We start from the raw sequence: 14,614 nt of genomic DNA, 5'->3' as shown, positions 1-14,614 counted from the left end.
TGAAGAATGTCTTTTAATTCCCCCTAAGTTCTTTTAAAATATAAATAGGGGATATTCAAAAGCATTCATCATGCTGACATTTGAAATAAAAATGGAGGGTTAACGATGATTGGTGGTTACATAGCAGATTTAACCATTGTAGCCGTTCTTGTTGTGGGCATTACAGCATTAATGGGTGTCATAACAAATGGTGTTGGTGAAAGAGTTTTCGGAGGAAAGAAACGAACTGAATTTACCGACCGTGTTTCAAAATATCAAACAAACTGGAAACAAGTTGGCGGAAATAAATAACCAATAAAAAACGATCTCAAATGAGATCGTTTTTTATTGGTTATTTTGAAGCTTTAAATTGAGCAAACTCTTTTTCTGAGCAAAGGACAAAATGTCCTGGAGTTACTTCACGGAATTCAATCTTATCATTTTCATTATAATGATGGCTTGCCGGATCATAGGATTTCCGTTTTCTCATCCGCTCACTAATTGGGTCTGGTGCAGGAATTGCTGATAACAATGATTGAGTATAAGGATGAAGTGGGTTTTTATACAATTCATCAGCTGGAGCAAGCTCAACCATTTTACCAAAATACATAACTCCAATTCGATCACTGATGTATTTTACCATGGAAAGATCATGCGCGATGAAAAGGTAAGTTAAGCCCTTTTCATGTTGCAGTTTCTTCATTAGATTTACAACCTGTGCTTGAATGGATACATCCAGGGCAGAAATTGGTTCGTCGGCAATAATGAATTCCGGCTCGACCGCTAGTGCACGAGCTATTCCAATCCGTTGACGCTGACCACCGCTAAATTCATGAGGATATCTATTTGCATGTTCTCTATTTAACCCAACTGTTTCTAATAGCTGATACACACGTTCCATACGCTCTTGTTTTGATTTAGCAAGACCATGGATGTCAATTCCTTCGGCAATAATATCGGCAACTTTTAATCTTGGATTTAATGATGCATGTGGGTCTTGGAAAATCATTTGCATTTTACGGTTAAAAGCTTTTAATTCACTTTTCGACTTTTTCCCATGGACATTTTCACCATCATACAATACTTCCCCGCCGGTAGCATTATATAATCGGATAATGGTCCGGCCGGTTGTAGATTTTCCACAGCCAGACTCCCCAACTAACCCTAATACTTCCCCTTTATAAATATCAAAGGAAACATTATCGACTGCACGAACTTCATTTACTTTTCCAACATTAAAATATTGTTTTAAGTTTTTAATCTCAAGTAATTTTTCATTTTGAGCCATTTACTTTCCCTCCTTCATTTCAGGGAATTGACGCTGACGTCTTTTTACAGCTTCCGGTGGTTCAACTTTAGGAGCATCTGGATGTAATAGCCAAGTTGCTGCATAATGAGTGTCAGACACCTTAAAGAATGGCGGCTCTTGCTCTAAATCGATTTTCATCGCATAAGGATTACGCGGTGCAAATGCATCCCCTTTTGGCGGCTCTAATAAATCAGGTGGTGTTCCCGGTATAGAATACAATTCTTCATCATCCGTATCCATATCCGGCATTGAACTGATTAATCCCCATGTATAAGGATGTTTGGGATTATAGAAAATCTCATCTGCTGTACCAATTTCGACAATCTTCCCACCATACATTACCGCAACACGGTCCGCTACATTTGCAACTACACCGAGGTCATGTGTAATAAAAATGATCGAAGTATCAATTTTCTTTTGCAAATCCTTCATCAATTCTAATATTTGTGCTTGAATGGTCACATCCAAGGCAGTTGTAGGTTCATCTGCAATTAAAACTTTTGGATTACATGCTAAGGCAATCGCAATTACGACCCTTTGTCTCATCCCACCGGAAAATTGGTGAGGATATTGATTGATACGGATTTCCGGCTTAGGAATCCCAACTAGCTTTAGTAAATCAATGGCTCTCGCTCTTGCATCATGTTTGCTCATATTTTGATGCTTAATCAGAGGTTCCATAATTTGATTGCCAATTTTCATTGTCGGATTTAATGAAGTCATTGGGTCTTGAAAGATCATGGAAATATCATGACCCCGGATTTTTTGCATCTCTTTATCTTTAAGTTTGGTTAAGTCCTTACCACCAAAAAGGATCTCACCTTTTTTAATTTCTGAATTATGTTCAGGAAGGAGACGCATAATTGATTTTGTTGTAACAGATTTTCCGGAACCCGATTCCCCAACAATTGCCAGCGTTTCTCCCTTATATAAATCAAAGCTCACACCTCGTATTGCTTGAACTTCCCCTGCAAAGGTGTGGAAGGATATATTTAAATCTTTTACCTCTAAAACTTTCTCCACTACCATTCACCTGCCTTCTAATCACGCATTTTTGGATCTAGAGCATCTCTAAGACCGTCTGCAATTAAGTTAAATGCTATCATAATAAGGGAGATCATAATAGCTGGAATTATCATCTGATATGGAAACGCTATCATTCCCCTAAATCCATCATTGATCAATGTACCTAATGAAGCGTGAGGGTCCTGCAAACCTAATCCGATGAAGCTTAAAAATGCTTCAAAGAAAATCGCATTCGGAATCGAAAACATTGTATTTATGATGATGACACCAAACATATTTGGAATCATATGTTTAAAGACAATAGTTGAATCTGATGCCCCTAATGTTTTAGCTGCCAATACGTACTCCATATTTTTATATTTAAGAACCTGCGCACGTACAACACGCGACATACTTACCCAACCGGTGATACTTAAGGCTAAGATAATCGGGATAATCCCTGCTTTTAAAACGAGAATCATCAGGACAACGACGATAAGGTTTGGAATTCCCATAATGATTTCGACAATACGTTGCATAATACTATCCGTTTTTCCACCGATGTAACCCGAAATCGCCCCATAGGTAACCCCGATTAGCATATCAATTAAAGCTGCAAAAAAAGCAATTAATAAAGAAATTTGAGTGCCCTTCCAAACCCTAGCAAACAAATCTCGTCCTAATCCATCCGTACCAAACCAATAATATTCTTTAACATTTCTTGTTTCATAAGGATGTAATTCTACGCCCTGTCTATTTTTCAATGTACCATCAAATGGAAGCCAGTGAATATTTTCTAAACCTTGAATCCTTGGTGGTAAATTAGCATGTTTAGTATTTTGGAAATCATACGCATACGGTGTGATTAATGGCCCAACAAATGCCATGATAATTAATAATACAGTCACAATTAAACTAATCACTGCACCTTTATTTTTTCGGACCCTTAACCATGAATCCTGCCAAAAAGTCAAACTTGGCTTTGCAATTTTCTCGCTTTTAGATACATCCACATGGGCGGGCTCAAATAACTCTTGTGAAATTTTTTCATGATTGGTAATCATTTAGATCGCCCCCCTGAAATTCGAATCCTTGGGTCAATAATTCCATACAGAATATCCACCACTAAAATAATCACTACGAATGCGGCAGCAAAAAGAATAGTTGTTCCCATAATAACCGGATAATCATTTACGGTAATGGCCTTAACAAATTGTTCTCCTAGACCTGGGATAGCAAAAATCTCCTCAATGACAAGTGAACCTGTCATTAAGCTAACTGCCAAAGGTCCTAAAACAGTGATAACAGGGATTAAAGCATTTCTTAATGCGTGCTTTACGCTAATTTGAAAATAGCTTGCTCCCTTCGCCTTCGCTAAAGTAATGTAATCCGATCCTAATACATCAATTAGCTCTGTACGCATGAAACGGGCAGCAATCGAAATTGGAAACATTGCCAAGGCAATGGTTGGCAGAATGGTATACTCTGCTCCCCGCCAAAACATTACTGGAAACCATTCTAATTTTACCGCAACATAATACTGAAGTAGTCCGGCAAATATAAAGCTTGGTATCGATTTCCCCGCAACTGCAATAAAGGTCGCACTATAGTCCACCCAAGTATTTTGTTTTAACGCGGCAATAACTCCCAATAAAATCCCAAAAATAGAGCCAAATACCATTGCCTCTAAACCTAATGTTGCTGAAGGTCCGATACGAATTGCTAGAAGTTTGGTAACAGGGGTATTATTGAATTGAAAGGAGATTCCTAAATCACCTTGGACCATGTTCTTTAAGTAATTAGCATATTGAACAGGTACTGGGTCAGTTAAGTGGTATTTCTCTTGCATAATTGCTAATTGTTCGTGTGTGAGTTTTCCAGCATTACTAAACGGAGTACCAGGAACTAACTTCATTAAGAAGAATGTAACTGAGACAACGATAAACAATGTAAGAATCATGTATATTACACGTTGTAAAATGTACTTCGCCATGCCTCCACCTCCTATTTGATTGAAGATTCATCATTTTTCGACAATTCTTATACAGGTAAAAAGAGAGTATACCTTAATATACTCTCTTTTATATACGTTTACTTACCAATTACTACTTAACAATTTTAATCCATTGATAGCTATAATCAGGACCAAATCCATGGTGTGCTAAACCTTTAACTTTATCAGCAACTAACAAGTTAGCAGAACGTTGGTATAGAGGTGCTAGAGCAGCATCATCTTCTAACACAATTTTTTCAGCTTCTTGTAATGCTTTCCAACGCTCATCAGGTTTAGTAGCTAAAGTAGTTGCTGCATCTTTGACTAACTGATCAACTTTTGGATTTTTATAGCTCATATGCTGTTGGCCGCTAGTTGATGGCCATAAATCCATGTAAGTCATTGGGTCAGCATAGTCAGGACCCCAACCACTGAAAAGAATATCATATTGTTGTTTATCTTCTCTATCAAGTTTTGTAGCAAATGGAATGTTGTGAAGTTCAACTTTAATTCCTGGTAAAGTTTTCTCTAATTGGTCTTTGATAAATGCATCAGTATCCTTTGCAGCTGCAGTATCTTGACCAACATAATTGAATGTTACTTCCTTCTTACCGATTTCAGATAAACCTTTTGTCCATAATTCTTTTGCTTTTGCTTTATCTGATTTTAAATATTCGCCAGTATCAGCACGGAAGTCTTTACCATTATTGAACGCGAAATCTTTCGCAACGATAAAGTTAGCAGGAATTGAACCATTTGCTAAAACATCATCAGTTAAAGCTTTTTTGTCAATTGCTAAAGCAATAGCTTTACGGATATTAGCATTTGCTAATGCTGGGTTTTTCTCATTAAACTTCAACCAGAAAATGGATGGTTCAGTGTAACGAAGAAGATTTTTTGAACCTTCATATTGTTGAATGATTGCTGGTTGTGCAAGTTTTGGTGTAATGTCTGCTTCGCCAGCTTCAAAAGCATTGGCCGATGCCTGCCCGTCTTTTTGTACGTTAAAGTTGATTTTCTTTAAAGAAACTGTATTTGCATTCCAATAAGTATCGTTTTTCTCTAGTACCCATTCAGTTGCCTGTGGGCCATCCCATTTAGTCATTTTGAATGGACCATTATAAAGAATGTGGGAAGCATCCTTCGCATAATCTTTACCTTGAGACTTAACATACTTTTCATTTTGTGGATAGAATAATTGGAACGTAATATATGACTCAAAGAAAGGAATTGGCTGCTCTAAGGAAATTTCTAGAGTATAGTCATCCACAGCTTTAATTCCTAAATCAGTTGCAGGTTTTTTCTTAGCTACGATATCGCTAGCATTTTTGATTTTGCCTTCCATGAAATATGGACCATATGGAGAAGCAGTTTTAGGATCAATTGCACGTCTCCATGCAAATACAAAGTCATTAGCAGTTACAGGATCACCGTTTGACCATTTTTGATCCTTTTTCAACTTAATCGTGTAAACGGTTCCATCAGCATTCGCAACAGGTTTACCGTCTGCAACACCCTCGATTACCTTTTGATCTGGGTCTAAACGATATAATCCTTCGTTTGTTGCATTTAACATGGTGAAACTCATAACGTCTTGAGCCATAACACTATCCATTGTTGGAACTTCTGCTGACTCTAAAACATTTAGTACTTGTTCAGGTGCTTTACCATTAGAAGTACCACCATTGTCCTTTTCTTTTCCAGTGTCTTTTCCACCAGAACAAGCTGCTAAGAACATGCTAAGAACTAGTGATAAAACTAAAAGTAGTGAAAGTTTTGATTTCTTCACTAGTAGACCTCCCTTTTCTATTATTCTGAAAAATTACTACATTCCCTATTATACATTTTTTCAACTAATTGTACATTACTTTTTGAAAATTAATTTACATTTTCATAACATTTTAAACATTTGGGTTACTGGAACCTATGTTATCATTTACTCTCGCACTGATTTTTTGTATAATATTTAAAATACTTTTCCTTATAAATCAAGGTTTTGGAGGATTAGAAATGAACTTTCGTTTTAAAAATACTCTGATAATTTCTGTGGGTTTTCAGTTGTTAATTATTTTCCTATCACTCATTTTTTACCGAAAGATTTCTTTGTTAAGTTATATCAATATATCTTTTTACATTTCATTTGCCTTACTTCTGTTTTCTTTATTATTATTTACTGTTAAAACTGGTTTTTTTGACGCTATAGCTAAGTCATTTAACTTTGCTGCAACAAGAGGAAAGGAAAAAAGAAGTCTTGCCGAAATTCCCTCTCTTTCTGAAATGGTGACAATCAATCAAAAGCCTTTTGTTTTCCATGGAATCATTACCGGCTTTCTTATGTTAATCGCCCTTGGCTTCTATTATGTTTAACGGACTTGATTACGATTATTCATTTCATTATAATATGATTATAAATAGTCACTAAAAGCGTTGAACCATTCTTCCCTATATGGATTAGGTGACGAATGGTTTTTTTATTTAAATGCTTATTAGCAGGAGGAAAAAATACCATGAAAACCATTTTTTCTGGCATCCAACCAAGCGGAACTATTACACTTGGCAACTATATTGGAGCAATGAAACAATTTGTAGAACTGCAAAATGAATATAATTGCTTCTTTTGTATCGTTGATCAGCATGCCATAACCGTCCCTCAAGACCCGCAAGTTTTAAGAAAAAATATCAGAAGTCTTGCTGCACTGTACATCGCAGTCGGTATCGATCCAGAAAAAGCAACGCTCTTTATTCAATCAGAAGTTCCTGCGCATGCTCAAGCCGGGTGGTTGATGCAATGTATTTCCTATATTGGTGAATTGGAAAGAATGACACAATTTAAGGATAAGTCTGCTGGAAAAGAAGCCGTATCTGCAAGTTTATTGACCTATCCGCCACTTATGGCTGCTGACATTTTATTGTATAACACAGACCTTGTCCCAGTCGGTGAAGATCAAAAACAACATCTGGAATTAACCCGTGATCTTGCAGAGAGATTTAATAAGAAATACGGGGAGGTTCTTACTATTCCTGATATAAGTCTTCCGAAAGTCGGCGCGAGAATTATGTCACTTCAAGAACCTACCAAAAAAATGAGTAAATCCGATCCGAATAAGAAAGCTTTTATCACCCCTCTCGATGACCTGAAGCAAATTGAGAAAAAAATTAAAAGCGCTGTAACAGATTCTGAGGGCATAGTTAAATTTGATAAAGAAAACAAACCAGGAATATCTAATTTATTGTCTATTTACTCAATTCTAGACGGTAAATCGATTTCTGAAATTGAAGAAATGTATAGTGGCAAAGGGTACGGTGAATTTAAAGGAGATTTAGCTCAGGTAGTAATCAATGTTATTAAACCGATTCAAGAAAGATACAATCAACTCATTGAATCAAAGGAACTTGATGATATCTTAGACCGTGGTGCAGAAAAAGCGAATAAAATTGCCTCGGAAACACTCAATAGAATGGAAAATGCAATGGGCCTTGGAAGAGGTCAGAGAAGGTAGAACCCAAATAATAAGAGCCTGACCCATAAAGGTAGTGACTACCTTTTGGGTCAGGCTTTTAATTTACCTTTGGACCATGCTCCATTTCCCATAACTTTTCAAAAAATGGCTGCCCTTTAATTATATTCTCACAAAATGTTACATGCCTCTTGCCCCATCCGTATTTTGTTTCCTCAAATAATTGCTCCCATACATCCTCAACATTCATTTCCTGGATGGCGGCGTATCGTTCCGGACACCATTCGGTATACCAATAACGAACTTCTGCTTCATTATTTGAAGAGTGTAATTGGTCAAGGGCCATAAATAATAACTGCTTTAATTGGCGTTCCTTTCTTGTTAGGCCACGCATTAATTCTGGCTCAGGCGACAAAATATGATGATCTTTCATTTCGCTAGGCTGATAAAAGTGATAAACATTTGCCTCATTCGTTTCAATCATCTCATATACAAGCTGTTCTTGCCTTGGAATTAACCTGCTTTTTCGGATTGGAATGGTATAGCCAATCGTATCAATTGCTAAAATACCTACCCCATCCGTTACAACAAAACAATAATCAAGCTGAATTCGCTCATGGTTTTTTCGTAAATATGCTTTTTGATAAATATCATCTAGGAGTTGTTGAGGTAATTCTGCTAAATCATTCTCAATATAGTTAAATAAAATCGGTTCAATCTTTAAGAGTGGAACTTGATCCAAAAGTTCGACTCCATCATCCTTGCGCCATTCATGAAAGTGGCATACATTATACCCGTTTTCTTCACCTTCAAACCAATTCACCCAAACATCATGAAGATACAACATTGTACAACCCCTCACTTCAAGAAACTGTTTGTCAATCAGTATGGGCAGACCTTAGTTAAATTATTCCTTTATATATGTTTTGCTCCATAATTAACTTTTATTACTAATATTGATGAATCTTTAAGCAGCAGGTGATGCTTTCATTTCAATACAAAAAAAGAGATAATCACCAAAGTGACTACCTCTTTTTACTTTATTATTCTACTTCAGGGGTTTCGCTTGTAACACCAACTTTAGCCCAAACATATGGGTCAGCTGTATAATTGGCAGTTAATGATGTTACACGATTGTTAACTCCTGAAATTGTAGAACGGAATAGTGTTGGAATAACAGGCATTTCATCATTCATAAATGCTTGCCACTCATCGTAAACTTTTTTACGATAGTCATGGTCAAATGCTTTTACGGAATGACCGTCTGCTAATAATTGATCGTTTTTCTCACTTACAAAGCGAGAGTAGTTAAACGGAACATCTTTACCGTATAAACCATATGGGTCAACGTCTGTCCCTGTTCCCCATGCACCAGCATAAATGTCAACTTTCTTGTTATCTTCTTCAACCATTTTGTAGAAAGAGTTAAATTCTGCCAAGCGGCCATCTACAAGGGAAACATCTAGCCCAACATTTTTCCAGCTTTGCATATAGAATTTTGCAAGTGGTTCAGCTGTGTCACCGCCACTCATCGATAAGAAATTAATGTGGAATTTCTTACCGTTTGGATCTTCACGAAGACCGTCATTATCAGTATCTTTATAGCCTGCTTCATCTAATAGTTGTTTTGCTTTTTCCGGATCATATCCAATGGCATTTGCATCTTTGTTATACCAGCTTGGGAAGGACGGCGGAATTAAGGATGTAGCAGGGAAACGTAAACCGTTATAAATTTTCTCACCCACAGATTTCTGATCGAGAGCATAGGCCATCGCTTGTCGTAAGCGTTTGTCTTGGAATTTAGGGTTATCCATAACGTTTACGCCTTTTTTAGCATCCCAGTGGCCTAATTTAAAGCCAATGTAGTTATAAGCTAGATCGATTTGACCGATAAATTGGAAGTTCTTAGCTCCCTTAGCTGCAGGGTATTGATCTACTGGAAAATCAGCAACATCGACTTCACCTTTTTTAAGTGACTGTAAAATAACTTTTGGATTGACAACTTTTGCAATAATCGTTTTTAATTTTGGTTTTCCGCCAAAATAATCATCGTTACGCTCGAATTCTACTGATTCACCTGGAACCATCTTTTTAATCTTGTATGGACCAAATCCAATTGGAGTTTTATGGATTTTATCTGCCTTTGCAAGGTCTTTTATTGGAATATCCCCAATATAATGCTTAGGCATCGCATATGGCCATAGACCTGTTATTAAAGAAGGATTTGCGTCTTTAAAGGTAATCGATAGGGTTTTATCATCGATAATTTTGATCCCCGAAATATTTTTGGATTTGCCTGCGTGGTATTCTTTCATCCCAACAATACTTTGGATGATCGCATCACCATAACGCACACCTGTGTAATCCTTGTTACCAATTACCAAGAATGAATATTCATAGTCTTGGGATGTTACCGGTTTTCCGTCGGACCAATTAACATTGTCCTTAATTTTTACAGTAATGGTTTTATTGTCATTGGACATTTCATAGGTAGCAGCACCATCATTTGTAAATTCATAGTCTGCATTGGTTGAGAATAGTGGAATGTCGAAGAATTGCAGAACTTCGGCATCTGGTTGTCCAGTATAATATGCATAGTTTAATGTACCTTCGAATGGAGTATCGTACACTAATGCATATGTTAGTGACCCGTCCTTCACCACTGGCTTGTCGCTTTTAATGACTGAAGGGAATGTACTAATATCTTCTTTCGGTTTGTCACTTGATGACGTTGGCTTTTTACTTCCACTGTCTTTGCCTCCAGTCGAATTGGAACATGCTGATAGGAGCATACCCAAGACAACTAGTAAACTAAAAAACTTGAAAAAATGCTTTCTCATCATCCTTCTTTTCCCCCTTTTTTATCCTAATCTTTGCCTTGCATCGGCTGCACGTTTTAACGCTTGACCGATATAATTTATACTCAACATCATGACTAAAATAAGTAATGACGCAGGTAACCAAATCCACCATTTATTTTCAAGAACATCCGGATTGGTTGCATAACTAACAAGAGTTCCCAAACTCGGAGTACTTTCCGGTAATCCAAATCCTAAATACGTTAACCCTGATTCAATTCCAATATTTCCTGCAAGATTTAGAGTTAAATTTACGATAATAATAGAACTTAAATTAGGCAGAACTTCCCGGAAAATAATTTTCCAATCAGGCGTCCCAAGCGTTTTTGAGGCACTTACATAATCAAGCTCCCTTTCAGCAAGGGTTTTTGACCTTATTAACCTAGCTTTACCTGTCCATAAAAACAAACTCATAATTACGATAAAAGTAAAAACATTATATTTTGGCGCTATGGAAACAAAAACAATAACTAGCATTAAGGTTGGAAGGATAAGAAAAAAATCAATAATACGCATGAGGATATTATCGACTTTGCCTCCGAAATAACCTGCGCATAATCCGACACAAAGACCGATACATCCTGTTAATAATGTAATGCACAAGCCAATTGTAAAGGAGTTTTTAGCCCCAATGATTAATTGGCCAAATATATCCCTTCCACCATAATCGGTCCCTAACCAATGCTCTGAAGACGGAGGTGAATAAATAGATAACAAATCTACCGTTACAATTTTTTCTTGGTCTAATAAAAGAGATGCACCATAGACACCTACCACGATCAGGCCTAATAGGATTAGAGAACCAAGTGCTAGTTTATCTTTCACAATTTCCCGCCATAAAATGAAGAAAACTCCATTCTTCGGCCTTTTTATCGCCTTTGGCTGCTTAGGATTTACGATTTCAGCTTTCATATTGGCTCCCTCCCCTTTATTCAATTCTGATTCGTGGATCAACAGCACTTAAAATGATATCTGAAACTAAAGTACCCACTAGGGTGGCTAGACCTGATATCATAACAAGTGCGGTGACGACACTGAAATCTCGCTGCATGATGGAGGTGAGGAACAATTGTCCAATCCCCGGATATCCATAGATAGATTCCAAAAAGACTGAACCGCCTATTAAATAAACAATTTCATAGCCTAGAAAAGCCGCAATGGGAAGAAGTGAATTTCTAAAAATATGACGCGTATAGACTTTTGATTCACTAACCCCTTTTGCTCTCGCCGTTTTAACAAAGTCCTTTATTTTTGTATCAATGATTTCATTACGCAAATATTGAATCGTTACAGTCGTACTTACAATCGCACCTGAAAATGCTGGCAAGATGAGATGGTTAAATTTACTTATATAATAAGCAAATGTCCCATCTTCCGCACGGATATCAACACTTCCGCTTGTAGGGAACCATCCAAGCACAAAACCAAATATATATAATACTAATAACGCAAAAATGAAAAGTGGTGTAGCGAATGTTAAATAGTTGTAACCAACAATCATTTTATCCGCCAAAGAATCTGTCCATCTGCCTCCGATAATTCCAAGAGGAATGGAAATAAGATAACTTAAAACCATTATGGCAAAACCTAACAGGATTGTATTTCCCATTTTACCTGCGAGCAGGTGGGTTACCGATGTTTGATGGATGACTGACAAGCCTAAATCCCCATGAAGCAATCCCTTAATCCATCTTCCATATTGAATATATAAGGGATCGAATAACCCCAATTTCTGTTTTAATTCATGTATTGTCACGGCATCCATTTTAGGATTACTTGCTAATTGTCCCGTTAATGCATCACCGGGCATTGCTTTCGCCAACAAAAATATAAGTATACTTAAAATAATTAATTGAGGGATCATTACCAAGATTCTGCGTAAAATAAATTTCAACATTTATATAAACCCCTCCCTATGGTAGTGCAACTGAATGGGTTTTAGAAATAGATTTAAGAGTATAAACTTTACCCTCAGCATTAAAATATTTATTATAGGAATCTTTATATTCGTTGTTTATCTGTTGTCGAATCTTAATTTGCCTTTCTCTGTTTTCCGGATTTATTTCTGGAATTGCTGAAATTAATCTCTTTGTATAGATATGCTGTGGATTTGTATATATATCTTTACTTGTTCCTTCCTCAACGAATTGACCTCGATACATAATACCAATCCGATCACACATATGTTGAATAATCCCTAAATCATGGCTAATAAATAAATAGGTCAGATTAAACTCCTTCTGAATATCCTGCATAAAATTTAAGACCTGTGCCTGAACTGAAACATCGAGAGCCGAGACAGGCTCATCAGCAATGATTAACTTTGGCTTTAATGTTAAAGCACGGGCAATCCCAATCCGCTGTCTTTGCCCGCCTGAAAACTCATGCGGATATTTGTAGATAGATTCAGGATTTAAACCAACTTTTTCTATGTAAAACTGTACCTTTTGTCTCTCCTCTGTTGGCGAAAGCTTTTCAAAATTTCTCAGCGGTTCGGCAACGATATCCAACACCCGTTTTCTTGGATTTAAGGAGGAATAAGGGTCTTGAAAAATCATTTGAATATCTTGTCGATAATGATGAAAATCACGGCGGCTTATTCTCATTAAATCCTGATTTTCAAAAAGAATTTCCCCTGAAGTGGCCTTTATGAGTCCGATGAGGGTTCTGCCGGTTGTAGTTTTACCGCACCCTGATTCACCCACCAGTCCATAAGTTTCTCCCTGTTTTAGTTCAAAGCTAATATCATCCACAGCCTTTACATGACCAACCACTCTTTTGAAAAAACCGCCACGAATTGGATAATATACTTTAAGATTATTGACCCTAAGAAATGACATAGTTCACGTCTCCCATGTTTTTTTCTGGAAAGTGAAAGTCCTTATAGCAAGTGCATCGCACAAAATGATTTGGTTCAACTTCTCGTAACACCGGATTCTCTTCATGATTATGTACATCAACCCACTCAATCCGGTCTTTAAACCGACATCCGGTTCTTGGTAAATTTTTTAAGGACGGTACAATACCTTGAATAACATGTAATCTTCCCTTGAATGTGGTAGAGGATGGAATGGAATTAAATAATGACCTTGTGTAGGGATGTAAGGGCTTTCTAAATAATGTATTTACGTCTGCGATTTCAACAATTTCTCCTGCATACATAACGGCAACACGATCTGCCATTTCGGCAACGACTCCAAGGTCATGGGTGATGAGAATAATACCAGCTTTCGTCTGCTTTTGCAGCTCTTTTAGTAAATCCATTATTTGGGCTTGTATTGTAACATCTAATGCCGTGGTCGGTTCATCCGCTATTACTAGCTGCGGGTCACATGCAATGGCAATAGCGATTACGACACGCTGCCGCATTCCGCCGGATAATTCATGAGGATATTGTTTGTAGGTTCGCTCTGGATTAGGGATCCCTACCTTTTTCAAGAGCTCAATAACTTTTCTTTGTCTTTCTGGGCCAGATAAATTTGTGTGAAAGGTCATACTTTCTTCTATTTGTTTTCCGCAGGTCATAAGTGGATTAAGAGCTGTCAGAGGATCTTGAAAGATCATTCCAATCTCTTTGCCCCGGATTTTATTTATTTCTGCAGTTTGAAGGGGCAGCAGGTTTTTTCCTTTAAAATTCACATTCCCTTCTTGCTTCGTTCTATCCTTTGGATGTAACCCCATGATGGACAGAGCAAATGCGCTTTTTCCGCATCCCGATTCACCCACGATTGCCAAAACTTCATTTTCATTTACTGTCAATGAGACATTATCTACAGCAGCGAAATAATCGTTTTCAATCCGAAACGAGGTTCGAAGGTTCTGTACCTGTAACAGTGGATGATTGACCAAAATTGAGACCCCCTAAACTATATCATTCTATAAAAATCCCTATCTTGAAATCACCATAATTTCAAGTAATAACATATTCTGTTTAATTTTGTATGTTAATAAAATTTTATTACAGAATTATTTCAATTGCAATACTTTTGGGAAAATTGTTATTTTTCTCTCA

At 37.0% G+C, this 14,614-nt stretch carries 14 protein-coding genes; 3 read left to right on the top strand and 11 right to left on the bottom strand.

Annotated elements, in window-relative coordinates; all coding sequences use genetic code 11:
- The first annotated feature begins 108 nt into the window (after positions 1–108).
- Positions 109–291, top strand: a complete 183-nt coding sequence (locus RCG21_RS09225; protein WP_133338428.1) for a hypothetical protein — start codon at positions 109–111, stop codon at positions 289–291.
- 40 nt (positions 292–331) lie between these two features.
- Here RCG21_RS09225 and RCG21_RS09220 read toward each other — a convergent pair whose 3' ends face one another.
- The 5 genes from RCG21_RS09220 to RCG21_RS09200 form a co-directional block, all read right to left on the bottom strand.
- Positions 332–1,267, bottom strand: a complete 936-nt coding sequence (locus tag RCG21_RS09220) for an ABC transporter ATP-binding protein (protein ID WP_133338372.1) — start codon at positions 1,265–1,267, stop codon at positions 332–334.
- Positions 1,268–2,311, bottom strand: coding sequence for an ABC transporter ATP-binding protein (locus RCG21_RS09215; RefSeq protein ID WP_133338430.1), 1,044 nt, complete (start codon positions 2,309–2,311; stop codon positions 1,268–1,270). It lies immediately after the preceding gene.
- 17 nt (positions 2,312–2,328) lie between these two features.
- A complete protein-coding gene (gene opp3C, locus RCG21_RS09210; RefSeq protein WP_026574535.1) occupies positions 2,329–3,357 on the bottom strand; it encodes an oligopeptide ABC transporter permease in 1,029 nt (342 codons plus the stop codon).
- The gene (opp3b, locus tag RCG21_RS09205; RefSeq protein WP_133338374.1) at positions 3,354–4,286 is read right to left on the bottom strand and encodes an oligopeptide ABC transporter permease; all 933 of its coding nucleotides are present in this window, start codon (positions 4,284–4,286) and stop codon (positions 3,354–3,356) included. Before opp3b ends, opp3C begins: the two co-directional genes overlap by 4 nt.
- A gap of 112 nt (positions 4,287–4,398) precedes the next feature.
- Positions 4,399–6,075 carry a peptide ABC transporter substrate-binding protein gene (locus RCG21_RS09200; protein WP_133338376.1) on the bottom strand — a complete coding sequence of 559 codons (1,677 nt, stop codon included), beginning with the start codon at positions 6,073–6,075 and terminating at the stop codon, positions 4,399–4,401.
- Positions 6,076–6,296: 221 nt separating this feature from the next.
- On the opposite strand from RCG21_RS09200, the gene RCG21_RS09195 reads away from it, so the two are divergent.
- Together RCG21_RS09195 and trpS are read left to right on the top strand one after the other, a co-directional pair.
- A complete protein-coding gene (locus tag RCG21_RS09195; RefSeq protein ID WP_165976354.1) occupies positions 6,297–6,653 on the top strand; it encodes a DUF3899 domain-containing protein in 357 nt (118 codons plus the stop codon).
- Positions 6,654–6,793: 140 nt separating this feature from the next.
- Positions 6,794–7,786 carry a tryptophan--tRNA ligase gene (gene trpS / locus RCG21_RS09190; RefSeq protein WP_133338380.1) on the top strand — a complete coding sequence of 331 codons (993 nt, stop codon included), beginning with the start codon at positions 6,794–6,796 and terminating at the stop codon, positions 7,784–7,786.
- Between the two features lie 58 nt (positions 7,787–7,844).
- On the opposite strand, the gene RCG21_RS09185 is transcribed toward trpS, so the two are convergent.
- The 6 genes from RCG21_RS09185 to RCG21_RS09160 form a co-directional block, all read right to left on the bottom strand.
- Complete coding sequence (locus tag RCG21_RS09185) at positions 7,845–8,591, bottom strand: YjbA family protein (RefSeq protein WP_133338382.1); 747 nt, start codon at positions 8,589–8,591, stop codon at positions 7,845–7,847.
- Positions 8,592–8,787: 196 nt separating this feature from the next.
- Complete coding sequence (gene opp4A / locus RCG21_RS09180) at positions 8,788–10,587, bottom strand: oligopeptide ABC transporter substrate-binding protein (protein ID WP_372512612.1); 1,800 nt, start codon at positions 10,585–10,587, stop codon at positions 8,788–8,790.
- A gap of 18 nt (positions 10,588–10,605) precedes the next feature.
- Entirely contained in the window at positions 10,606–11,514 is a 909-nt protein-coding gene (locus RCG21_RS09175) for an ABC transporter permease (RefSeq protein ID WP_133338384.1), read from the bottom strand.
- Positions 11,515–11,530: 16 nt separating this feature from the next.
- Complete coding sequence (opp4B, locus tag RCG21_RS09170) at positions 11,531–12,499, bottom strand: oligopeptide ABC transporter permease (RefSeq protein WP_133338386.1); 969 nt, start codon at positions 12,497–12,499, stop codon at positions 11,531–11,533.
- Positions 12,500–12,515: 16 nt separating this feature from the next.
- Positions 12,516–13,442: an ABC transporter ATP-binding protein gene (locus RCG21_RS09165; protein WP_133338388.1), complete on the bottom strand. Its 927-nt coding sequence runs from the start codon at positions 13,440–13,442 to the stop codon at positions 12,516–12,518.
- The gene (locus RCG21_RS09160; RefSeq protein WP_133338390.1) at positions 13,429–14,451 is read right to left on the bottom strand and encodes an ABC transporter ATP-binding protein; all 1,023 of its coding nucleotides are present in this window, start codon (positions 14,449–14,451) and stop codon (positions 13,429–13,431) included. Before RCG21_RS09160 ends, RCG21_RS09165 begins: the two co-directional genes overlap by 14 nt.
- Between the last annotated feature and the right edge of the window lie 163 nt (positions 14,452–14,614).

It is taken from the genome of Bacillus salipaludis (genome assembly GCF_030938565.1).
GTDB lineage: Bacteria > Bacillota > Bacilli > Bacillales > Cytobacillaceae > Neobacillus > Neobacillus salipaludis_A.
The sequence above is the reverse complement of the archived record's forward strand: the minus strand, read 5'-3'. Positions and strand labels throughout refer to the sequence as shown.

Excerpts from the sequence above, each read along its gene's own strand:
- RCG21_RS09175 (WP_133338384.1), bottom strand. The coding sequence starts at position 11,514 with ATGAAAGCTGAAATCGTAAATCCTAAGCAGCCAAAGGCGATAAAAAGG.
- opp3b (WP_133338374.1), bottom strand. The coding sequence starts at position 4,286 with ATGGCGAAGTACATTTTACAACGTGTAATATACATGATTCTTACATTG.
- opp4A (WP_372512612.1), bottom strand. The coding sequence starts at position 10,587 with ATGATGAGAAAGCATTTTTTCAAGTTTTTTAGTTTACTAGTTGTCTTG.
- opp3C (WP_026574535.1), bottom strand. The coding sequence starts at position 3,357 with ATGATTACCAATCATGAAAAAATTTCACAAGAGTTATTTGAGCCCGCC.
- RCG21_RS09165 (WP_133338388.1), bottom strand. The coding sequence starts at position 13,442 with ATGTCATTTCTTAGGGTCAATAATCTTAAAGTATATTATCCAATTCGT.
- RCG21_RS09195 (WP_165976354.1), top strand. The coding sequence starts at position 6,297 with ATGAACTTTCGTTTTAAAAATACTCTGATAATTTCTGTGGGTTTTCAG.
- trpS (WP_133338380.1), top strand. The coding sequence starts at position 6,794 with ATGAAAACCATTTTTTCTGGCATCCAACCAAGCGGAACTATTACACTT.
- RCG21_RS09220 (WP_133338372.1), bottom strand. The coding sequence starts at position 1,267 with ATGGCTCAAAATGAAAAATTACTTGAGATTAAAAACTTAAAACAATAT.
- RCG21_RS09185 (WP_133338382.1), bottom strand. The coding sequence starts at position 8,591 with ATGTTGTATCTTCATGATGTTTGGGTGAATTGGTTTGAAGGTGAAGAA.
- opp4B (WP_133338386.1), bottom strand. The coding sequence starts at position 12,499 with ATGTTGAAATTTATTTTACGCAGAATCTTGGTAATGATCCCTCAATTA.